17 protein-coding genes, 5 tRNA genes and 2 other annotated features are annotated in these 22,633 nt (G+C 28.8%); of the genes, 1 reads left to right on the top strand and 21 read right to left on the bottom strand.

From position 1 onward, the window contains the following. Positions 1 to 89: 89 nt before the first annotated feature. The 9 genes from pheT to ytxC form a co-directional block, all read right to left on the bottom strand. Positions 90 to 2,468 (bottom strand): phenylalanine--tRNA ligase subunit beta, encoded by a 2,379-nt coding sequence (pheT, locus tag AZI32_RS00110; RefSeq protein ID WP_061993893.1) that lies wholly within the window; start codon positions 2,466 to 2,468, stop codon positions 90 to 92. A 28-nt stretch (positions 2,469 to 2,496) separates the two neighbouring features. Next, positions 2,497 to 3,513, bottom strand: coding sequence for a phenylalanine--tRNA ligase subunit alpha (gene pheS / locus AZI32_RS00105; RefSeq protein ID WP_061993892.1), 1,017 nt, complete (start codon positions 3,511 to 3,513; stop codon positions 2,497 to 2,499). A 215-nt stretch (positions 3,514 to 3,728) separates the two neighbouring features. Continuing rightward, positions 3,729 to 3,954 (bottom strand) — a binding site (T-box leader). Between the two features lie 111 nt (positions 3,955 to 4,065). Further along, complete coding sequence (locus AZI32_RS00100) at positions 4,066 to 4,839, bottom strand: RNA methyltransferase (RefSeq protein ID WP_061993977.1); 774 nt, start codon at positions 4,837 to 4,839, stop codon at positions 4,066 to 4,068. A gap of 11 nt (positions 4,840 to 4,850) precedes the next feature. Next, the gene (locus AZI32_RS00095) at positions 4,851 to 5,510 is read right to left on the bottom strand and encodes a TrkA family potassium uptake protein (RefSeq protein ID WP_061993891.1); all 660 of its coding nucleotides are present in this window, start codon (positions 5,508 to 5,510) and stop codon (positions 4,851 to 4,853) included. An 11-nt stretch (positions 5,511 to 5,521) separates the two neighbouring features. Next, complete coding sequence (locus tag AZI32_RS00090; RefSeq protein ID WP_061993976.1) at positions 5,522 to 6,841, bottom strand: TrkH family potassium uptake protein; 1,320 nt, start codon at positions 6,839 to 6,841, stop codon at positions 5,522 to 5,524. A gap of 195 nt (positions 6,842 to 7,036) precedes the next feature. Then, positions 7,037 to 7,396: a 50S ribosomal protein L20 gene (gene rplT / locus AZI32_RS00085; protein WP_010293074.1), complete on the bottom strand. Its 360-nt coding sequence runs from the start codon at positions 7,394 to 7,396 to the stop codon at positions 7,037 to 7,039. A 17-nt stretch (positions 7,397 to 7,413) separates the two neighbouring features. Then, a complete protein-coding gene (rpmI, locus tag AZI32_RS00080) occupies positions 7,414 to 7,611 on the bottom strand; it encodes a 50S ribosomal protein L35 (RefSeq protein WP_010293075.1) in 198 nt (65 codons plus the stop codon). A 22-nt stretch (positions 7,612 to 7,633) separates the two neighbouring features. Continuing rightward, on the bottom strand, positions 7,634 to 8,131 hold the full coding sequence (gene infC, locus AZI32_RS00075) for a translation initiation factor IF-3 (protein WP_061993890.1): 498 nt from the start codon (positions 8,129 to 8,131) through the stop codon (positions 7,634 to 7,636). A 90-nt stretch (positions 8,132 to 8,221) separates the two neighbouring features. Next, positions 8,222 to 8,335: a sequence feature (ribosomal protein L20 leader region), on the bottom strand. Positions 8,336 to 8,398: 63 nt separating this feature from the next. After that, complete coding sequence (gene ytxC, locus AZI32_RS00070) at positions 8,399 to 9,298, bottom strand: putative sporulation protein YtxC (protein ID WP_061993889.1); 900 nt, start codon at positions 9,296 to 9,298, stop codon at positions 8,399 to 8,401. Positions 9,299 to 9,647: 349 nt separating this feature from the next. Here ytxC and AZI32_RS00065 point away from each other — a divergent pair, with 349 nt between their 5' ends. Beyond that, positions 9,648 to 10,355, top strand: coding sequence for a DUF6873 family GME fold protein (locus AZI32_RS00065; RefSeq protein WP_061993888.1), 708 nt, complete (start codon positions 9,648 to 9,650; stop codon positions 10,353 to 10,355). Positions 10,356 to 10,608: 253 nt separating this feature from the next. Here the strand turns inward: AZI32_RS00065 and AZI32_RS00060 are convergent. The 12 genes from AZI32_RS00060 to AZI32_RS00005 all read right to left on the bottom strand — a co-directional run bounded on the left by AZI32_RS00060 (position 10,609) and on the right by AZI32_RS00005 (position 21,595). Then, positions 10,609 to 10,682 (bottom strand) — tRNA-Cys (locus AZI32_RS00060). Positions 10,683 to 10,686: 4 nt separating this feature from the next. Then, a tRNA-Gly gene (locus tag AZI32_RS00055) sits at positions 10,687 to 10,761 on the bottom strand. A gap of 6 nt (positions 10,762 to 10,767) precedes the next feature. Next, a tRNA-Phe gene (locus AZI32_RS00050) sits at positions 10,768 to 10,843 on the bottom strand. A gap of 19 nt (positions 10,844 to 10,862) precedes the next feature. Continuing rightward, positions 10,863 to 10,939 (bottom strand) — tRNA-Asp (locus tag AZI32_RS00045). A 4-nt stretch (positions 10,940 to 10,943) separates the two neighbouring features. Further along, a tRNA-Val gene (locus tag AZI32_RS00040) sits at positions 10,944 to 11,019 on the bottom strand. 641 nt (positions 11,020 to 11,660) lie between these two features. Next, the gene (hslO, locus tag AZI32_RS00035; protein WP_061993887.1) at positions 11,661 to 12,542 is read right to left on the bottom strand and encodes an Hsp33 family molecular chaperone HslO; all 882 of its coding nucleotides are present in this window, start codon (positions 12,540 to 12,542) and stop codon (positions 11,661 to 11,663) included. A 38-nt stretch (positions 12,543 to 12,580) separates the two neighbouring features. Then, the gene (locus AZI32_RS00030) at positions 12,581 to 13,318 is read right to left on the bottom strand and encodes a class I SAM-dependent methyltransferase (RefSeq protein WP_061993886.1); all 738 of its coding nucleotides are present in this window, start codon (positions 13,316 to 13,318) and stop codon (positions 12,581 to 12,583) included. Between the two features lie 167 nt (positions 13,319 to 13,485). Next, complete coding sequence (locus tag AZI32_RS00025; protein ID WP_061993885.1) at positions 13,486 to 13,731, bottom strand: small, acid-soluble spore protein, alpha/beta type; 246 nt, start codon at positions 13,729 to 13,731, stop codon at positions 13,486 to 13,488. An 81-nt stretch (positions 13,732 to 13,812) separates the two neighbouring features. Beyond that, positions 13,813 to 15,477 (bottom strand): peptide ABC transporter substrate-binding protein, encoded by a 1,665-nt coding sequence (locus AZI32_RS00020; protein ID WP_061993884.1) that lies wholly within the window; start codon positions 15,475 to 15,477, stop codon positions 13,813 to 13,815. Between the two features lie 378 nt (positions 15,478 to 15,855). Beyond that, on the bottom strand, positions 15,856 to 17,547 hold the full coding sequence (locus AZI32_RS00015) for a peptide ABC transporter substrate-binding protein (RefSeq protein WP_061993883.1): 1,692 nt from the start codon (positions 17,545 to 17,547) through the stop codon (positions 15,856 to 15,858). A gap of 418 nt (positions 17,548 to 17,965) precedes the next feature. Next, entirely contained in the window at positions 17,966 to 19,663 is a 1,698-nt protein-coding gene (locus tag AZI32_RS00010; RefSeq protein WP_061993882.1) for a peptide ABC transporter substrate-binding protein, read from the bottom strand. A 228-nt stretch (positions 19,664 to 19,891) separates the two neighbouring features. Further along, positions 19,892 to 21,595, bottom strand: coding sequence for a peptide ABC transporter substrate-binding protein (locus AZI32_RS00005; RefSeq protein WP_061993881.1), 1,704 nt, complete (start codon positions 21,593 to 21,595; stop codon positions 19,892 to 19,894). Between the last annotated feature and the right edge of the window lie 1,038 nt (positions 21,596 to 22,633).

Here is a 22,633-nt window from a genome sequence, read left to right as displayed (position 1 = left end):
CTATAAATTCCTTAATTCTATTATACCTGTTTCTATATCTAAAATCACAAAAAAGCAAAACAAATAAATTTGTTTTGCTTTTATATATTCTATCTTAACTCTGCACCTAACTTATGCTGAAGAGATCTTAATATTTTATCATGAACTTTATTTACATCATTATCTGTTAATGTTTTATCCTTATGTCTATAAATTATAGCATATGCAACACTTTTCTTTCCCTTTGGAATTTGTTTACCTTGGTATACATCAAACAAATTGCAACTTTCAAGTATTGCTCCACCTTGTTTTTTAATAGTGTCTTCAATTTCTTGAACTAAAATTTCTTCATCCACAAGTATTGCTATATCTCTAGTTACAGCTGGGAATTTTGGAAGTGGTTGATATTTTTTATCAAGTTTAGCATTTTTAAATAATACATCTAAATTTAATTCAGCAATGTAACATCTTTCTTCTATATCATAATTTTCAGCTACATCTGGATGAACTTCACCTAAAACCCCTGCATACTCTTTGCCTATATATAATGCAGCAGTCTTTCCTGGATGGAATGATGAATTCTCACTTTCTCTTTTGAATGAGATTTTTTCAATTCCTAATTCATCAGTAATATTTTCTACTACACCTTTTAAATCTAAATAATCCATTTGTCCATACATTGCTAAAGTAACTATATTTCTCTCTTCTGGCAATTCATATGAATCTTCAGTTGGTATATATACTTTTCCTATTTCAAACAATCTTACAATATTATTACCCCTAGCATTATTTCTTGCTAAAGATTCCATAGCAGATGCTAATGTTGTTGTTCTCATTATGCTAAAATCTTCACCTAATGGATTTTTAATTTTAACTGCTTTTCTTAATTCACTTTCTTCACTTATTAAAAGCTTATCAAAGATCTTAGGACTTACAAAAGAGTAACTTATTGATTGGTTTAATCCACTATTAATTAAAGTATTTATAGTTTTTTCTTCTAAATTTTGTTTTTCACTTTTTCCACTTTTTTTAGCTTCACATAAAGGCATTGTATATGGAACATTGTTATAACCATATATTCTTACTATTTCTTCTGCAATATCTTCTTTAATATTTATATCACTTCTAAAAGTTGGAGATTTAACTTTTAAAGTTTCTCCCTCTATTTCAGTAGTTAAATCTAAGCTATCTAGGTATTTCTTCATCTCTTCTTTTGTCAATAAAGTTCCTAAGAATTTATTTACCCAATTACTATCAACTTCTAGATATTTATCTTCTTTTTTTTCATTATAAATGTCTATAGTTCCTTCCATTATTTCTCCTGCATTTAATTCTTCAATTAAAGCACAAACCCTAGAAATTGCTATTTCTGTTTGATTTGGATCTAAGTCTTTTTCAAATTTTGATGACGCTTCTGTTCTTAAATTCAACTTTTTAGATACATTTCTTATGTTTACACCTTCAAAATTTGCACATTCTAAAAGAACCATAGTTGTATCATCTTTAACTTCTGAATTTAATCCACCCATTATGCCTGCAAGACCAATTGTCTTTTCTCCGTCTTTTATGCATAATACATTTTCATCTAACTCTCTTTCAATCTCATCTAGTGTAGTAAACTTTTCACCATTTACAGCTCTTTCCACAACGAAATTGTTAGCTTTTATTTCTCTTGCATCATAAGCATGTAATGGTTGACCAAGCTCTATCATAACAAAGTTTGTGATATCTACAATGTTATTTATAGGTCTAACACCTACTTCTAAAAGTCTTTCTTGCATCCAACCTGGAGATTGCTCTATCTTAACATTTTTTATACCTTTAAGCATAAATCTTCTACATAAATCATCTTTTACATCTACTTTATAGCTATCACAAATATTTTCATTACACTTTGCATTATATTCTATTTTAGGCATTTTATAAGTAGTTCTTAAAGTAGCAGCAGTTTCTCTTGCTATACCCACAACACTTAAACAATCTTGTCTATTAGATGTTATTTCAAACTCAATAACTGCACTGCCCATTTTAACAACTTCTTTTATATCTACACCAATTGGAGTATCCCCTGGTAATATTAGAAGACCGTGTACTGGCTCATCTCCAGCTGTTCCTAGTTCCTCTTCTGAACAGAACATACCTTGAGATACTACACCTCTTAATTTACCTTTTTTAATTTTAAGTCCTCCATGTAATGTAGCTCCATGTAATGCTACTGGAACTATATCTTGTTCTTTCATGTTAGTTGCAGCTGTAACTATTTGTATTGGTTCTTCTTTATTAATGTTTACCTCACAAATTACTAATTTTTCTGCATCAGGATGCTTCTCTATTTTTGTTATTTTTCCTGTAACTACATTTGTAATATCATCTCCTGTAATTACAAGTTCTTCTACCTTTGATCCTGATAATGTTAACGCATCTGCTAATTCCTTCGGTGAAACATTTATATCAACGTAATCTTTAAGCCAATTTACTGGAACTTTCATTGTTCTTCCTCCTTTAAATTATAATCTACTAAAATTGATTTAAGAATCTCATGTCACTCTCATAAAGCAATCTTATATCATCAATCGCATATTTTTGCATAACCATTCTATCTAATCCGAATCCAAATGCAAATCCACTATAAACCTCTGGATCTATTCCACATTTTCTTAGAACTTCTGGATGTACCATTCCACATCCAAGTATTTCTATCCAACCACTACCTTTACATACTCTACAACCTTCTCCATTACATACAAAGCAAGTTGCATCCATTTCTGCTGAAGGTTCGGTAAATGGGAAGTGATGTGGTCTAAATTTAGTTTTAACATCACCAAACATCTTTTTAGTAAATGATTCTAATGTACCTTTAAGATCTGCAAATGTTACACCTTTATCTATAACAAGTCCTTCAACTTGGTAAAATATAGGTGAATGAGTAGCATCAACTGCATCAGAACGATAAACCTTACCTGGAGCTATCATTTTTATAGGTGGCTTTTGGTTTTCCATTGTTCTTATTTGTATAGGAGATGTCTGTGTTCTTAACACTACATTGTCATTTATATAGAAAGTATCTTGTTCACCTCTTGCTGGATGATCTTTTGGTATATTTAAAGCTTCAAAATTATAGTAATCCTTCTCTACTTCTGGTCCTTCTTCTATAGAAAATCCCATTGATAGGAATATTTCTTTTATATGTTCAAGTGTTAAATCTAAAGGATGTCTATTACCTATTGTTTGTTTTTTGCCTGGCATAGAAATATCTATAACTTCATTTTTAAGTTTATTATCTTTTTCTTTTTTAGCAATGTCAGTAGCTACTTTCTCTATAGACGCTTCTAAAGCACTTCTAACCTCATTGGCAAGTTTTCCAATCACAGGTCTTTCTTCTTTAGATAAACCTCCCATTCCTCTTAATATATGAGTAAGTTCACCTTTTTTTCCTAAGTACTTAACTCTTATATCTTCAAGGTTAGATTTTTCTACAACAGCTTTTATTTCTTCTAATGCTGAAGACTTAATTGCTTCTAATTTTTCCTTCATAATTAAATAAACTCCCTTCTTTAAAATAAATTAAACCTTTATGTAAAACTGTTATAAGTTATATAACATTTACTATCTTAATCCTAGACTAAAAATTTTAATTTAATCTTATAAATTACATAGATTTTTAAGATTAACTTTAAGTTTATGCATTTATCAAATAATAATGTTTTATATTTATTTTTATATTTTTGCATATAAAAAATCCGCCCCTACAAAGGGACGGATATATCCGCGGTACCACCCTAATTAAACTTAAAATAAGTTTCTCTTAGTTAAAAGATATCGGTTTAACCCGCTAATTACTACCATTTTTATAACTTCACAATTAGAACTCCAGAGTGAACTTCACTATAAAACATTTCATATAAGAACTCTCAATCTATGATTCTTATTCCCTGTATGCTTTTTATAACTACTTTTCTCCTTCACAGTTTAGACACATAAATTAATATAATAATGCTTAGTTTATCATTTAATACAATATGCCTCAAATATTAATTTTTAAATATAGTTTCTATTATACCCATGTTTCATTTTAAATTCAACATTTTATTTAATATTTTTTTGTCTTACTGCCTCATACATCATTATAGATGCTGCAACTGAAGCATTTAATGATTCTGCTCCACCTGGCATTGGAATTTTTACCTTTTCATTGGAAAGTTCATAAATTTCATCACTAATTCCATTTCCTTCATTGCCTACAGCTATAATAACTTTTCCCGTAAGATTAATGTCATAGAAATTATTCTCAGTATCTAAAGAGCTAGTAACTAATTTATATCCACGTTCTTGTAACTCTTTTACAAAAGATAAATCTTTATCTTCAATTATTGGAATATTAAATATTGACCCCATTGTTGATCTTAATGTTTTTTCATTATATATATCAACTGTTCCTTTTGTGATTATAACGCCTAAACAATTAGATGCATGAGCAGTTCTTATTATAGTTCCAAGGTTTCCAGGATCTTGAATTTTATCTACCAAAATGTATACCCCATCATTACTAGATAAATCTAATACTTTGTTTTCCACTACAGCAATGACACCTTGAGGAGTATCTGTACTACTTATGATTTTAAAAATACTACTACTTACTGTATAAACGTCTCCTGAGAAATTTATATATCTATCATAATTTTCACTAGTACAATTTTCACTTATAAATATATATTTTATATTAAATTCAGATTTTATTGCTTCTTCTATAAATCTAAAGCCTTCAACTAAAAATAACCTTTGAGAATTTCTATGTTTTTTTTCTTTTAGTTTTCTTACATTTTTTATTAATGCATTTTCTTTACTACTAATGTACTGCAACATTTAAACCCCTATCTAATTAATTTTTCAAGATTATTTAATTGCTTAGTTTCACCTATAGCTACTACTATATCTTCTTCTTGTATTCTTTCATCTGGTGATGGAGCAACGTTTATTTCATTATGAGTTTTTATAGCCATAATATTTATTCCGTATTCTGCCCTTAAGTTAAGTTCTCGTAAAGTCTTACCATACCAAGCTGGTGAACTTACAATCTCTGCAATACTAAAATCTGGAGAAAGTTCTATATAATCTAAAATATTAGAAGAACATAAGTTATGAGCTACTCTTACTCCCATATCTTTTTCTGGGAATATTACTCTATTAGCTCCTATTTTATATAAAACTTTTGCATGTAAAGCATTATTAGCTTTTGTTATTATATGTTTAACACCTAATTCTTTAACTAATAATGTTGATAATATACTTGCTTGGACATCAGATCCTATACTTATTATTGCAACATCAAAATTACTAATTCCTAATGCTCTTAAGCTATGCTCATCATTAGCATCAACTTGTACTGCATGAGTAACTTTATCAGATATATTTTGTATTACTTCTTCATCTTTATCCAATGCTAAAACATCATTTCCTAGTGCATACAATGTTTCTGCAACAGATGTTCCAAATCTACCTAGTCCAATTATAATAAATTGCTTTTTAACCATAATAATCACCTCTACCCAACTAAAATTTTATCTTCCGGATATTTTATACAAACTTTTTTATTTTTTCTTTTTTTCGCAATAGCTAAAACTAATGTTAATGGACCAACTCTTCCAGCATACATTGTAAGTGCCACTATTATTTTTCCCATAGTGTTTAACTTTTGAGTTAAACCCATAGTCACCCCAACTGTACCAAAGGCCGATGTAGCCTCAAATATATAAGATTCAAAAGGTTCTCCACTAGCCGATTGTGTTATAGCTAATAATACAGAAACTGTAATCACTAGTCCTATTGCTATAATCATAATCGCAAAAGATTTATACACTATATCTTGATTAATTCTCTTTTTAAATATGACAGTTTCATCACTACCAGCTATAACTGATCTCACTGTCATATAAAGTATGCCAGCTGTAGATGTTTTTAATCCACCTGCTGTAGACCCTGGTGAACCACCTATAAACATCAATATTATTGTTAAAAAAATAGATGGAATAGTCATTCCAGCTACAGATATAGAGTTAAATCCTGCCGTTCTAGGACTTACAGATGCAAACATAGATGCTAAAAGTCTTTCTTTTATACCCATATTTCTCATAGTTTCAGGATTATTGTATTCAAATACAAAAAATAGTATTGTTCCTCCAATTAATAAAGTAGAAGTCATAGCTATTACTACTTTACTATGTAGTGATAATTTCTTTCTATTTCTATAGTTATATATTTCATCCCATACAAAAAAGCCCAATCCACCTATTACAATTAGTGCTCCTATTGTACATATTATAACAACATTGTCTCCATAATTAACTAAACTATTGAAGTTACCCATAAGATCAAATCCAGCATTACAAAATGCAGATATAGCATGAAATATACTATAATATATTCCTTTTATCAACCCAAATTCTGGTATGAACTGTGTGCTTAATAATAATGCTCCAAGACCTTCTACTGAAAAAGTAAATATAAGTATATACTTTGCAAGTTTAACTATTCCTTGTAGTGAGGTTGAATTCATGGACTCCTGCATTATTAGCCTTTGCTGCAGTGTTATTTTTTTACCTATAAGTAATGATAACATTGTTGCAAAAGCCATAAACCCTAATCCACCTATTTGTATAAGACATATTATTACTGTTTTGCCAAAATAATTCCAGTGAGTACCAGTATCTACCGTAATTAAACCTGTTACACATACTGCTGATGTAGATGTAAATACCGAATCTATAAATGGAGTAACAGTTCCATCTTTACTTGATATAGGTAAACTTAATAATACTCCTCCTAAGAATATAATTCCGGCATAACCAATGGCTAATATTTGCATAGCTGTGAAATTTTGTATCTTAAAAAAATTGCCTAGCTTTGATTTCACCAATAACACCTCTAATCATATATTTTCTCTTGAATGTAATTATATACTCTTTTCCTAATATATTATAGTATTTTTATTTATTTTTTAAAAATAATTAGATAATACAAAAATGTAGCACAAGGCTACATTTTTATGTATTGTATTTAATTAAGCTCCTAATTGTTTTTTAGCAACTTCAACTAATTCAGCAAATGCTTTTGGATCATTTATAGCTATCTCAGAAAGCATTTTTCTGTTTATATCTATTTCTGCAAGTTTCATTCCGTTCATGAATCTTGAATATGAAAGACCATTCATTCTTGCAGCTGCATTTATTCTAGCTATCCAAAGTTTTCTGAAGTCTCTTTTCTTTAACTTTCTTCCAACATATGCATTTCTTAATGCTCTTATAACTGACTCATTAGCAGTCTTAAATAACTTGCTCTTTCCACCGTAGTATCCTTTTGCAAGTTTTAATACTTTTTTATGTTTTTTACGAGCATTGATAGCTCTCTTTACTCTTGCCATTTAAAATACCTCCTAAATTATAAATATGGTAGTAATTTTTTCATTGCTTTCTCTTGAGTAACTGAAACGTATCCAGTTTTTCTAAGATTTCTTTTTGTTTTTGAACTTTTCTTAGTTAATATATGGCTTTTGAAAGCTTTTGCTCTTTTTAACTTTCCTGTTCCTGTTTTCTTGAATCTTTTAGCTGCACCTCTATGAGTTTTCATTTTTGGCATAATAAATTCCTCCTCTCAGTGTTTATGCTCTTTTTGGAGCTAATATTAATATCATATTTCTTCCCTCTTGTTTAGCTGGCTTTTCTATAGTGTAAACATCACCTAACTTTTCAACAAAAGAGTTCAATATCTTATGTCCTACTTGTGAGTTTTCAATTTCTCTACCTCTAAATCTCACAGTAACTTTTACCTTATCATCATCTAATAAGAATTTTTTCGCTCTATTAGCTTTTATAGTTATATCATTTTCTTCAATAGTAGCACTCAATCTGATTTCTTTTATGCTTATTGTTTTTTGCTTTTTCTTAGCTTCTTTGTCTTTTTTCTGTTGTTCATAGATAAACTTACCAAAGTCCATAATCTTACAAACTGGTGGTTTTGCATTCGGAGAAATCATAACTAAATCTAATTCTTTTTCCTCGGCAATTCTTAATGCCTCTCTAGATGTTAAAACTCCTAATTGCTCACCTTCATCAGTAATAACCCTAATTTCTTTTTCCCTTATATCTTCATTCATCATGAAGTCTTTATTTTTACTAATAGCAATTCACCTCCTGGTGTAATATATAGAATATATCTTAAATATATTTCTAACACTGATTATACTTATATAATAATAAAAGGACGGCAAAGCCGTCCTACTGCATTCATAGAATAATTTTATTACAGTGTAACCTTACTAGCATAACTGCAAGGTGAGAAACGGCTGTTTCTTCTTGTTTAATCTTTTATTTATTTCAACATCATGTATTGTAACTTAATTTCGATTTAATGTCAATACTTTTTTTTAAACTTTTAAAAAACTTTTTATTTGCTTGCATTTTATGCATTCATCGCAAAAGGAAACTCTATCTCCAAATACTTTTTTTATAGTTTCTATAAGTTCTTTACTCTTACAATTTTGAACACAATGCATTATAACCTTTTGCGGTGCTGTTGTAATCAATCCACTTATTATTAAATCCTCAATTGTTACATTCAAATTTAAATTATCTACAGAAAGTTCATCCATTATACTTTGAAGAACATCTTCGCCTAATTTATCCACAAGAGCATAATTTCCATCATTATTTATGATTATGTGAAGTTCATCTATTTTGCTTTCTTGAACATCTATAAAATACTTTAATAATTTTATAAACTCATCATATTCTTTTTCAACCATAAATTTTTCTACTATCTTTTCAATTATATCTTGTATTTCACATGAAAATTGCTTCATTCTAAATTTTATAAATCCATCTATATTTATATCATTGTTTTCTTCTAAAAATAATACTATTTTATCTACAATATCATTTTTTCTATTCATATAGTAAATCATATTTTCATTTATTGGACTATTTTCCTTTTGTAAAATATTTAAAACTTCTTTCTTTATTTCTATAATATCTTCACATTTTAAAAAGTAAAAATTATCAACTAAATACTTAGAAAGATTTTTTTCACAAAAGTCATCTACAAGCTCTTTAAACAAAATATTTGCTATATACAAGTTAAACATTTTTCCGAATTTTGCATCATAATTTTCGTCATCGCAATAAATCTTTATAATATGATGTTTGTTTTCTATACTCTCAGAAACTCCTATTCTTACGCCTTTAATTTTAAAATACTCTCTTGCATTTCTTATAGCATCTATTAAATAATCTCTAGAATTTTCTTTTATAAGTGTTAGCATCAACATATAGCTCACTCCTTTTTAGCATGGTAACTACCTAACTATAAAAGCTATAACTTGTAAACATATTATTTAAATGATAATATATAAAAAATTATATTTCGTAATTATTATGTGTTTTATAAAAATTCATATACATTAATATTTTTAACAATTATCGACAGCCAAATTGTAAAATTCAAACTTATAGGTTTTAAGTTGAAGTTATAATTCATCCATTTGTCAAATGAGAAATCTTCATGTGACTAAAATCCATGTTAGTAGATAGTTATCCTTCTCAATTGATAGTAAAAATTTAATGTATAAATTAAATCTAAAACCTCTCACCAAAACTCAAAGAAAGAAGTGTTTATCATTGAAATTAGCATTAGTTGATTTTAGAATTTCTCAAGAAGAACTTAGAGCTCTTGAAAATTTAAATTGTATAGTAATGAAATGTCCTCCTTGTAATAAACTTTATGATGCGGTCTGCGGACATCCAGACATGCTCCTAACTGTAATTTCTAATAACAAACTAATAGTACATCCTGATATGAATACAGATTTTATTAACGTTTTGAAAAACAAATATAATATCTCTTTTATGTATTCAAATAACAGACTTACAGATAAATATCCTTATGATATATTTTTAAACGCAGTAAATTTAGATAACTATTTTATACACGCTTTAAAATATACAGATAAGAAACTTTTAAATTTAGTTTCGCATAAAAATTTAATAAATGTTAAACAAGGATACACTAAATGTTCCACTGCAATAATAAATGAAAAAGCATTGATAACTACTGATAAATCTATTTATAGTGCTTTGTCACATGATGATTTAGATGTTTTGCTACTTCCATCAGGAGACATAAATCTTCCTGGTCTAGACTATGGATTTATTGGTGGAACCTGTGGCTTGCTAGATACTAAGCATTTAGTTTTTTATGGTTCTTTAAATCAATATAAATTTAAAGATGATATCCTAAATTTTTTAGATAAACATAACATCACACCTATTTATCTATCTAATACAACGTTAACAGATAGAGGAAGTATTTTCTTTTTAGATATTTAAGCTTTTAGATTAGACTCTTAATTTATTATATTTTGATTTGCAGTTTTTTGTTAAAAATTAACTTCGACTTTTAAATTTGTAAATTTACAAATTTTAAACTTAATTAAACATATCTTTTAAAGTTACATTTGAAATTTAATAGCTTATTTAAGACTAATTAATTTTTAATGTAGCTTTAACTCTAAATTTTCTAAATATGTACCAGAATATTTTTTTAAACGCAAAAAAACTCATTACAAATGTAATGAGTTTTTGGAGGCGCCACCCAGATTTGAACTGGGGATAAAGGCTTTGCAGGCCTCTGCCTTACCACTTGGCTATGGCGCCAAATTGGAGCGGAAGACGGGATTCGAACCCGCGACGTTCACCTTGGCAAGGTGACGCTCTACCACTGAGCCACTCCCGCATTTTCTGGTGGCTCGAGCAGGAATCGAACCAGCGACACGAGGATTTTCAGTCCTCTGCTCTACCGACTGAGCTATCGAGCCTAAAATTCATTTAATTTAATGGCGACCTAGAAGGGACTCGAACCCTCGACCCCCGGCGTGACAGGCCGGTACTCTAACCAACTGAGCCACTAGGCCAAAATGGTGGTCACAACAGGGTTCGAACCTGTGACCCTCTGCTTGTAAGGCAGATGCTCTCCCAGCTGAGCTATGCGACCATCTCTCGTGCTCTTACTGAGCACATTTACATAATACAAAATCTTTAGCTATATGTCAACACTTCAGTAATTAATTATATTAATTTATTTTTATTTTTCTTTTATTTCATTCTTGTTTCTTTATTTTTCTTTATAATCTATTTTTTATATATAATGCTTAAATTTTCTTTTTATGTTCTATTATTTATATAGGGATACTGTCTATAACTTAAATTTATACATCAAATTTTTGTTATCAGTTGAGGAAAATAAGTACAACTGTTCACTATTCACCCTTAACTTTTAACTAAAACAATTTATTAGTTATTGATAAAATATTAGTTTGAGTTTCCTCACTTGATAAATGAATAAGTTTAAGATTGGAACTCTATATAGGGTTCCAAGTTGACTTTTAAAATTATCCATTTCAAAACTTGGATACCCCAAATAGTGAGACATGCTCTGAATCGCTTAGAATTCAACACTACATTTTGTATGAAAATATTTTAAAGTTATTGAATAAATTTAAATTTGAGCTTGTTTCCCTATAAAATATAAGATTCCAATCTTAAAATTCAACCTATATCCTTAAACAATACCGTTACATAAGTTAAATATTTATTTTGGAATCCTATATTTTAAATTTTTACATTATTATTTCATTATTTCTCAATTTCTTTTAACAAGTTGCCTATATCCTCTTGAGTAAAGTCATAGCTTTTATTGCAGAAATGGCACTTAAGTTCTTCTGTTTTTCCATCATCATATATTTCTTGTAAATCTTTTTTTCCTATACTTATTAATGCATTTTCAACTTTTTCTCTTGAACAATCACACTCAAACTCTAAAATATCCTCATCATAAAACTTTACATCCATATCATCAAATAAAGAATTTATAATATCCTGTACTGTTTTTCCATCACTTATCATTGTTGTAACTGAAGGTATTTCTTGAAGTCTATAACTTATAATATCTGCTACAAAATCAGATGCACCTGGCATCATTTGTATTATAAATCCGCCAGCAGCTTTTATACTTAAATCTCTATCAACCAAAACGCCAACTGCTACTGCTGAAGGAGTTTGCTCTGAAACAGTAAAGTAATATGCTAAATCATCACCTATTTCACCAGTACATATTGGCACTTGACCTACATATGGCTCTTTTAATCCCATATCTCTTATAATTTGTAGATATCCATCTGTTCCTATAGCTCCACCTACATCTAGTTTTCCTTTACTATTTAAAGGAAGATCTACACTAGGATTTCCTATGTATCCTTTAATTTTTCCATCGGTATGAGCTGTTACCACAACACCTTTTGCCTCTCCCCCTCCATTTATTTGTAATGTTAAACTATCATTTTCTGATTTTAACATAGCACTCATAAGACCTGCTGATGTAAGCATTCTTCCTAATGCCGCAGATGCTGTAGGTGTACAATTATGTATTTTAGTCGCCTTTTGCACCATATCTGTTGTTATAGCTGCTATTATTCTAACCTCTCCATCTTTAGCTGTTGCTCTTATTATTTTATCCATAAACTTCCAACCTCCTATTTGCAATTAATATTACAATGTTATTTTCTTACTACGTAAGTTATTCTTTCACTGTCTTTTGTTATTTCTTTATCTTCATAACAATCTAATATACAATTTACTTTAAATCCTATTTTATTTAGAACATTTAATATAAATTCATTTTCATATGCTCTTTCTACATGTTCTTCATCAAATCTTTTATAAACTTGTCCTTCTTTAACAAAAAACGTTAGATACATATTTACTATGTCATCTTCAAGATAATTTTCCCAAATATAAACAACATCTTCACTATCATAATTAAATACATTATTACCTAATATATTTAATAATTTATTACTAGAATTCATATCAAAAATGAACATTCCACCTACATTTAACACTTCATAAACACCTTTAAAATAATCCTCTAATGCTTCTTCTTCTGTTATATAATTGGTAGAATCTAAACAACATGTAATAAGATCAAATTTATTTTTTATTTTTAAATTACATATATTTTGACAAAGTACCTTTGCTCTTATAGATTTTTCTCTTAATTTTTCCTCCGCCACAGTAAGCATTTCTTGCGATAAGTCTACAGCATATACATTTTGAAATTTTTCACCAACTTCAACAGTTAAATTTCCAGTCCCACAAGCCAAATCTAAATAATTCTTTCTTTCTATATTAGATTCATCACATATGCTTAATATTTTAGTTGCCCATTTTTTATAATCAACGTCTCCATATATAAGTTCATCATAAATAGTAGCAAAATCTTTATAACAACTCACTATTGTACCTCCATCCTCTATATATTATAGATATATCTTTATCTTTAAATCTCCTACAATATATATTAAAAATTCCTTATTCTATACAATATATAAAATTTAATATTTTATATCTTTTCTTAATATATAATACTAAATTGTTAAAATACACACAAGAAGGTTTTTTATTAATCATTTATTTCATTATTTTTGGGTATTTTAAGTAGTTTTTTCTTTTTAGTCATCAAACCACCTATTCTACCACTTTCTTCTGTAGTCAAACTGCTCCAACCATGTTTTTCAACTTTATCTTTAAGTCCTAACTCTTCTGCTATTTCATATTTCATTTTTTCTCTCAATTTTTCATAAGGAGTTAGTTCTCTATTGCTCTTCAACTTTGCTTTTATAACTTTTTTTAATGGCGTTTTTCCCATAAAAACCCCTCCTATCGTATTAATATTCTTTACGATAAAAGGATTTTTATACATAAAAAGACTTGCAAAACGCAAGTCCTTTTATTGTTCAATATAGGTATATTTAAAATCTATAGTCCCCCACATAGGTCTAGTAAAGTTTTTAATTTCTTTTCTAACATATATATTCCTTATCTTCCATAAACACGGACTAATAACACTATCTTCTTCTACCAATATTTTTTCCGCCTCATTAAATAATTCCATTCTACTCTTTTGATTATTAGTTCTAGAAGCTTCTCTTATTAATCTATCATACTTTTCATTAGACCACCCTGTTTGTATTATTCCAGCTGTAGAAGACCATATATCAAAAAACGTACTTGGATCATTATAATCACCAATCCAACTTTGAGCTGCCATTTGATAATCCATAGCCCTTGTCTTTTGTTGAAATTCAACCCAACCAACATATTCTATATCTATATTTATGCCTAATTTTTTCTCAAAAACACTCTTTTCTAACTCACTATAATATTTAGATTTTTCATTTATCTCTGATTGTAAATATTTAAATGTATGCTTTTTAGGATCTGGATCTAAACCAAGCTCTTTAAGTCCTTCTATCAGCAATTGTTTAGGATTGCTATATTCTTCTTTCAGGTTATTCACTGGGAAATAATTCACATTTGTTCTATATTCTTCACTACCCAACTGAACACCTGGGGGACACCAACCTAATGCTGGCTCTGCTAAATTTTTGAAATCATCTTCACAGGCTTCTTCTCTTGCAGCTGCAATTATAAATGCTTTTCTTATTTTATTATTTTTAAAATATTTATCCTGTTGATTAAATATAGTGTAATTTACTGAACCGTCATACCCCTTTTTAATATTAAAGCTATTACTATCATTCAATTTTTCAATAGTTATTTTATCATAAACATTTGCTATGTCTAAATCTCCATTTAAAAGTTCATTCATCTTTTTCTCTTCATCTTGTACAACTTTCATTGTAATTTTTTCTAATTTGACGGATTTTTCATCCCAATAATTTTTATTTTTCAAAAGTTGAATTTCATCATCATGAGTCCAACTGGATATAATAAAAGGTCCTGTATAAACCATATATTGCGAACCTGAACCATATAGCTCCCCATATTTTTCTACTACATCCTGTCTTTGAGGTTCCATAACTTTAAAATAAGTTAGGTTTAAAAAATATGCCGTTGGTACTTCTAAAGTTATTTGCAATGTAGATTCATCTATTTTCTTCACTCCTAATTCCCTTTCAGAAACTTGTCCTAAATTAAAATCTTCTGCATTTTTTATTGGATATAATAAGAAAGCATATGGAGAATTTACTCTTGGAGATAATGTTCGTGTTATCCCATATATATAGTCCTCTACCTTTACCGGCTGACCATCACTCCACTTCATATCTCTTAACTTAAAAGTCCAGACTAATCCATCATCAGATACAGACCACTTTTCAGCTCCTGCTGGCTTTATGATATCTTCGCCATTCTCATCAACTTCTATTCTAGTAAGACCTTCCATAACATTAGTTAAAACTTGAGATGAATAAGTATCTACTGTTTTTGATTGATCTAAAGTTTTAGGATCAGAATCCAAAAGCACTTGGAGATGATTTTTATCCTCTTCTACTATTTTATCTTTATTTTCTTTTCCTTTATTACATCCGACTAAAGCAATCATACAAAAAATAACTGCAATAGATATTTTAAATATATTTTTAAACTTCATCTCTACTACTCCTTAACTTATACTAAGACTCTGTTAAATCTTTTTATACTTTTAGCAAAATAGATAATTTTCTCATAATTAGTGTGATATCTTTTTAAATTTTCTTTAATTCATCACTTCATAAAAATATCTATATATTAATTATATGTAAATATTCAATTATATTAATATATTATCATATAAATCTTATAAGGGAAATAATCTTAAATTTTTAATACATAATCTTTTAATTTATATAGCGTTTTAATTTTTAACTTATACTTTTATCAAGTGAGAATTTTTCAGTTCAAACAAAATACACAATGGGTGCGTAGTTATAGTTTAAAATAAAAAAAGTGACGTACATAACGCCACTTTTCTTGTTTTTTCATATTTATATTATTCTCTTCCTGAAGTGTAAACATTTTTTAAATCAGGAGTTCCAAATGTAGGAGATACATATCCTTTAACGAACTTACGAATATATGTGTTTTTAAATCTCCATACACCTTGAGTTATAACTGCATCATCAACTAATAATAATTTTTCTGCTTCTGCAAAAAGTTTAGCTCTTTCTTCAGTATCCATTGTTTCAGTTGTTTTCTTTATTAACTCATCATATTTTTCACTTTTCCAGCCTGTTGGAACTATTCCAGCAGTAGACATCCACATATCAAAGAATGTCATAGGGTCATTATAATCTCCACCCCAAGCTTGAGAAGCTATTTGGAAATCTAATTGTTTAGTTCTATCTTGGAATATAGGCCAATCAACATAGTCAACTGTTACATTAACACCTAAGGCTTCTTTAACATTTTGTTGTTCAAATTCAGCAAATTGTTTATGTGTAGCACTTGTTCCAGATTCTAAATATTTAAATGTGTGTTTTGATGGATCTGGATCAAGGCCTTCTTCTTTTAATCCTTCTATTAATAAAGCCTTTGGATCAGAATTTTCTTTTTTAATTTCATCTAAAGCATTAAATTTAATCTTTTCTCTAAATTCAACATCTCCAATTTTAACAGCTGGAGGACACCAAGCTGTTGCTGGCTCTGCTAAATCTCTATATAAAGTAGAACAAGAACCTTCTCTATCCTTAGCAATAGCATATGCCTTTCTTATTTTCTTATTTTTAAAATACTTGTCATTTGTGTTAAACATTGTGTAAGTTGTTGAACCATCATAACTTTTCTTAACTTCAAAGGCCTCCATTTTATCAAGTTTTCCTATCCACTCAGGTTTAGTAACCGTACACAAATCTAAGGATCCATTATATATTTCATTCATTCTTGCATTTTCATCTTTTATAATTTTCATTGTAGCTTTTTCTAGCTTAACATTTTCCGCATCCCAATACTCTGGATTTTTTTCTAATTCTACTTTATTGTTATGAACCCACTCTTTTATAACAAACGGTCCACAAAATACCATTGTATTTGCATCTGTACCATATTTATCTCCAAATTTTTCAACTATATCTTGTCTTTGAGGTTGCATTACTTTAAAGTACGTTAAATCTAAAAAGTATGAACATGGATTTTCAAGGGTAAATTCTAGAGTTTTATCATCTATCTTTTTAATTCCAACATCTTCTAATTTTGCTTTTCCACCGTTATAAGCTTGTGCATTTTTTATTGGATATAATAAGAATGCATATGGTGACGCTACCTCTGGATTTAAAGTTCTTGTTATACCATAAACATACTGTTCTGCTGTTACAGGCTGACCATCACTCCACTTCATATCTCTTAATTTGAAAGTCCACTTTAATCCATCTTCTGATTTTTCCCAAGATTCCGCTCCAGCTTCAATTACTTTATCTTTCCCATCTTCATCTACAGTTAGTCTTGTTAATGCTTCATTTACATTTGTTAAAACTTGAGATGAATATAAATCCGTTGATTTAGATTGGTCTATTGTTTTAGGCTCGTCTACCAATATTAAATTAACATACTGCTCCTTATCTATATTTTCCTTACCGTCTTCTGCAGCATCCCCAGTACTTTTCCCAGCATTTCCACATCCAGTAAATACCATTGACATAGTCAATGAAAGTGTAAGTAAAGCCGCTAATATTTTCTTGCTCTTCATAAGATTTCCCCCTTTTATTACCATTACGCACCATCACAGGTAAAAGTAAATCAACAATTTACTTTTTGCTAACTAGCGTATACTGTAAAGTTTATTTTTTAATTTAAAATTACCTTATACTTATGATTATATATATACATTTAAATAAATCAATAACATTGTCACATTTTTTACAATATTTTAAAAATATATACATTTGCATAACAATTAATGTAAGAAGTTCATTTTTAAACCGTTTTGTTAATTTTTTAATAACTTTATTAATTTTTTTAAAACATTCCTCCAAACTTCTTGCTTTTACATCATTTTTTATACATAAAGCTTGTGTTTTTTTATCGTTTTCTCCCTTTTTTTGACTTTAAAAACTAAAAGCGATTTCAAAATATTTTTTTATTTTGAAATCGCCTATTTTATTTATCTATTCTCTACCTGATATATAAGTGTGTTTTAACTCTACTTCACCCCATGTTGGAGACATATAGTTTTTAATATAATTTCTAACATAAGTGTTTTTAAATCTAAATACTGTTGGTCCTATAACAGCCTCATCTACAAGTAATAATCTTTCTGCTTCCTCAAATATTTTAACTCTTTCCTTCTGATCTGTAGTTTGACCTGCTTTCTTTATTAAGTCATCATATTTTTCGCTAGACCATCCGTTAGGTGCCATTTTAGCAGTTGATATCCACATATCAAAGAATGTATTTGGATCATTATAATCGCCAAGCCAGCCTTTATGGGCCATTTGATAATCTAGTTTATTAGTTCTTTCTTGGAATATTGGCCACTCAACATAATCTACATCTACATTTACCCCTAAAACACTTTTGAAATTTTGTTGCATAAAATCACCAAATTCTTTGGATCTAGCATCAGTTCCAGATTCTAAGTATTTAAATGTATGCTTTGTTGGATCTGGGTCCATATTTTCTTCTTTAAGCCCTTCTATTAATAATGCTTTTGGATCTGTAGTTCCTTCTTTCTTTAATTCATCTAAGAAATTAAAATTAACTTTCTTTCTATACTCTTCTCCACCAATTTGTATTCCTGGAGGACACCAAGCTGTTGCCGGTTCTGCTAAATTTCTAAATAAAGTTTTACTCATTCCTTCTCTATCCATCGCATAAGTAAATGCCTTTCTTATCTTTGCATTTTTTAAATATGGATCTGTAAAATTATACGCTATATACCAAGCAGTACCATCATAACCTTTTTTAACCTCAAAATTGTTAGTTTCATCTAACTTTTCTATCCATTCCGGTTTAGAAACACCAGCTAAATCTATAGAGCCATTATATAATTCATTCATTCTTGAACTTTCTTCTTTTATAATCTTCATAGTGACTTTTTCTAACTTTACTGCATCTTTATCCCAATAATTAGGATTTTTAACTAACTCAACTTTGCTTTGATGCACCCAATCAGTTATCATATAAGGACCTGTAAACAAAAATGTATTTGCCTCTGTTCCATATTTATCTCCATGCTTTTCTATTAAATCTTTTCTTTGAGGCTCCATAACTTTAAAATAAGTAAGTTCCAAGAAATAGGTACATGGTGATTCTAGTGTGAATTCTAAGGTAGATTCATCAACTTTTTTAAGTCCTAAATCTTCTGCTTTAGCTTTTCCTGTATTAAATGCCTGTGCATTTTTTATAGGATATAACAAATACGCATATGGAGAACCTGTTTCTTTATTTAAAGTTCTAGTTATACCATATATATAATCATCTACAGTAACCTTTTGTCCGTCGCTCCAATTCATATCCCTCATTTTAAAAGTCCATTTTGTTCCATCTTCGGACATTTCCCAAGATTCTGCACCAGCTGGTACAATCGTATCTTTTCCATCCTTATCTACTTCTAAACGTGTTATAGCTTCCATTGCATTTCCTAAAATTTGAGATGACACTGTATCTGTTGCTTTAGATGGATCTAATGTTTTAGGTTCTGCACCTAAAATCATATTTAAATATTGATCTTTATCCATTTTTGCTTCTTCTTTATTGTCATTTTTACTATTCTCACCTTTTTTTTCATTTCCACATCCTGCTAAAAAAATAGACATTCCTAAAGAAATTGTCAATATAGCTGCCAATAACCTTTTCCCTTTCATATTCCCTACCCCCTTAAGATTTTTTATTCCTCACTTATATATATTCTTAACCAGCTTAAGTAATTCTATTTTTAAGTCTTATTAATATAATTTAAATCATATATTAACAGTTGCATTATTTTATTCATAGCCAATAAAACTTTTACCATTATGTATTATTTTCAATTTGTATCTTTAAATGTTTTTAAAAGGGCCACTCCATAACTGGAATAACCCTTAACTTTTTTATTAACGTCCTGAAGTATATAAGTATTTAAGATCCATGATTCCAACACCAAATGTTTTTGTTGTTGCATTTTTTACATACTTACGAACATATGAATTTTTAAATCTATAAACCGTTGGACTAAACACCGCTTCATCATAAACTAACATTTTTTCTGCCTCTGCAAATAATTTAGCTCTTTCTTCTGGATCTATAGTTTTAGTTGTTTTTTGTATTATTTCATCATATTTTTCGTTTTTCCAGCCGTTGTGTACAACTCCAGCTGTAGACATCCACATATCAAAGAATGTCATAGGATCATTATAATCTCCTGTCCATCCCATTGAAGCTATTTGGTAATCTAGTTGTTCTTCTCTGCTTTGGAAAACAGCCCATTCACAAAATTCTGATTTTATATTAACCCCTAATACATTTTGGAAATTTTGTTGTTCAAAATCAGCAAATTCTTTAGATGTTGCATCTGTTCCTGCTTGTAAAAATGTTATTGTATGCTTAGATGGATCTGGATCTAAACCTAATTCTTTTAATCCTTCTATAAATAAAGCCTTTGCATCTGGGTTTTCTTTTTTAAGCTCCTCAACAGGATTGAACTCAATTTTTTTTCTATACTCTTCATCACCAATTAAAACTGCTGGAGGACACCAAGCTAATGCTGGTTCTGCTAAACCTTTATATAATGTTTCACACATACCTTCTCTATCTGTTGCTAGCATAAATGCTTTTCTTATTTTTGCATTTTGAAAATATTGGTCTTTGTGGTTAAAGAACATATATGCTGATGAACCATCATAACCTTTTAATATTTCAAAATTTCCACTTTCATCAAATTTCTTTATCCATTCTGGTTTATTAACATTAGCCATATCTAAAGAACCATTATAAAGCTCATTCATAGCAGAACTTGTTTCCTTTATAATCTTCATTGTTGCTTTTTCTAATTTAACATTTTCTGCATCCCAATATTCAGGGTTTTTTTCCAATTCAACTTTATTATTGTGTACCCACTCTTTAATTTTAAAAGGTCCACAAGACATCATAGTTTCTGCTTCTGTTCCATATTTATCTCCATACTTTTCTAATATATCTTTTCTTTGTGGTTGCATTACTTTAAAATATGTTAAATTTAAAAAGTAAGAGCATGGATTTTCTAAAGTAAATTCTATAGTTTTATCATCTATAGCCTTTACCCCTACATCTTCCAATTTACCTTTTCCACCATTATATACTTGTGCATTTTTAATTGGGAACAATAAGAATCCATATGGCGAACCAACATCTGGATCTAACGTCCTAGTTATACCATAAACATATTGTTCAGCTGTTACCGGCTGACCATCAGACCACTTCATATCCCTTAATTTAAATGTCCATTTTAGACCATCTTCTGATTTTTCCCAACTTTCTGCTCCAGCCTCCTTAATTACTTCCTTGCCACTTTCATCAGTTTCCACTCTTGTTAGTGCTTCATTTATATTGGTTAAAATAATAGATGAATATAAATCACTTGATTTTGATTGGTCTAATGTTTTAGGTTCTTGAGTTAACCACGCATTTATATACTGCTCATCATCCATTTTCGCTTCTTCTTTATTATCTCCACCTGCTGCATTGTCATCATTTTTTTTACTTTCTCCACAACCAGTTAAAGCTAAAGATGCAGTTAAAGAAAGTGTTAATAAAGCCGCTAATAATCTTTTACCTTTCATAAAAATAGCCTCCCTTTTATTAACCTAAGTAAATGAATAATTCACTTGGCACATTGTATACTTATATATATATTTGAATATAATTAAAAAAATTACTTTTTTTTACTTAATTGTAATATTTATTTATATCTATAGATTATATTAAACTACTACTCAAATCAAGTTACTTTTTTATGAACTTTGAAATATTTTAATAATATAAATTCAAATTTCTGAATATTGTAAGGCCGCTTATAGATTTGAAAAGGTTTTTACAGGTATTTCCCTTATCTTTTGACAATTTTCTTCGAGCTTGTTGCAAGTTTTTCCAGTTAACAATCTTTATTATTTATTTAAAAAGGAAACTATTTTAATACTTTTTCACATGGAAAATTAGTATTTTTAAACTTTTTTATATAAATGTGAACATTTATATAAAGCTTTAAAAATAGGTGAAAATCTAAGCAACCCTATTTAAATAAAATACCTTTCTTTTCATTATTACTTTTAACTCTATAATTTAGGAATTTTTAGGCTTAACTTTATCCCTAGGGATTTCTAAACTAAAATTTTAACTTATAATTACTATTTTCTTTAAATTAGAGCAGGTAAAATCTAAGTTAAAGATATAAAACTAACTAAAGTTATATTCAAAGTTTACAGCGGCAACAAGAAGGACAGGCGTACCGAAATCTATTTTCCGTAAGTTGCTTTTTCAATAAAATCGGAAGGATATCAATAAAACCTAAAGAAGTCAAAGCCGTTCCTAAAAAAGTATGTTTAGCATTATTAGGAGCATAGTGAGTAATATAGGCATACAAGCTCCCATTTAAATTTATTCATGAAATTTTTGTTATCAGTTGAGAAAAACAAGTACAAATATAGTTAATTAAGAATTATGAATTATGAATTATGAATTATGAATTTAGGATGAAAGTGTCAACCACTTTCTGAAAATGATTTTTAAAAATCTATCAATATAATTTGCTTTGCAAATTTATAAAAAGATACGTTGATAATTACTAGGAACGAAGTGAGTAGTAATAACCACAACTGTTC

It is taken from the genome of Clostridium sp. ATCC 25772, assembly GCF_001573875.1.
Lineage (GTDB): Bacteria > Bacillota > Clostridia > Clostridiales > Clostridiaceae > Clostridium_J > Clostridium_J senegalense.
The sequence above is the reverse complement of the archived record's forward strand: the minus strand, read 5'-3'. Positions and strand labels throughout refer to the sequence as shown.

What these genes read in the sequence shown, in the direction of transcription:
- AZI32_RS00090 (WP_061993976.1), bottom strand. Translation starts at nt 6,841, where the DNA reads ATGCAAATATTAGCCATTGGTTATGCCGGAATTATATTCTTAGGAGGA.
- pheS (WP_061993892.1), bottom strand. Translation starts at nt 3,513, where the DNA reads ATGAAGGAAAAATTAGAAGCAATTAAGTCTTCAGCATTAGAAGAAATA.
- pheT (WP_061993893.1), bottom strand. Translation starts at nt 2,468, where the DNA reads ATGAAAGTTCCAGTAAATTGGCTTAAAGATTACGTTGATATAAATGTT.
- AZI32_RS00020 (WP_061993884.1), bottom strand. Translation starts at nt 15,477, where the DNA reads ATGAAGTTTAAAAATATATTTAAAATATCTATTGCAGTTATTTTTTGT.
- AZI32_RS00015 (WP_061993883.1), bottom strand. Translation starts at nt 17,547, where the DNA reads ATGAAGAGCAAGAAAATATTAGCGGCTTTACTTACACTTTCATTGACT.
- hslO (WP_061993887.1), bottom strand. Translation starts at nt 12,542, where the DNA reads ATGGATAAAATAATAAGAGCAACAGCTAAAGATGGAGAGGTTAGAATA.
- AZI32_RS00005 (WP_061993881.1), bottom strand. Translation starts at nt 21,595, where the DNA reads ATGAAAGGTAAAAGATTATTAGCGGCTTTATTAACACTTTCTTTAACT.
- rpmI (WP_010293075.1), bottom strand. Translation starts at nt 7,611, where the DNA reads ATGCCAAAAATGAAAACTCATAGAGGTGCAGCTAAAAGATTCAAGAAA.
- AZI32_RS00010 (WP_061993882.1), bottom strand. Translation starts at nt 19,663, where the DNA reads ATGAAAGGGAAAAGGTTATTGGCAGCTATATTGACAATTTCTTTAGGA.
- infC (WP_061993890.1), bottom strand. Translation starts at nt 8,131, where the DNA reads ATGATGAATGAAGATATAAGGGAAAAAGAAATTAGGGTTATTACTGAT.
- AZI32_RS00095 (WP_061993891.1), bottom strand. Translation starts at nt 5,510, where the DNA reads ATGGTTAAAAAGCAATTTATTATAATTGGACTAGGTAGATTTGGAACA.
- ytxC (WP_061993889.1), bottom strand. Translation starts at nt 9,298, where the DNA reads ATGTTGATGCTAACACTTATAAAAGAAAATTCTAGAGATTATTTAATA.
- rplT (WP_010293074.1), bottom strand. Translation starts at nt 7,396, where the DNA reads ATGGCAAGAGTAAAGAGAGCTATCAATGCTCGTAAAAAACATAAAAAA.
- AZI32_RS00025 (WP_061993885.1), bottom strand. Translation starts at nt 13,731, where the DNA reads ATGGGAAAAACGCCATTAAAAAAAGTTATAAAAGCAAAGTTGAAGAGC.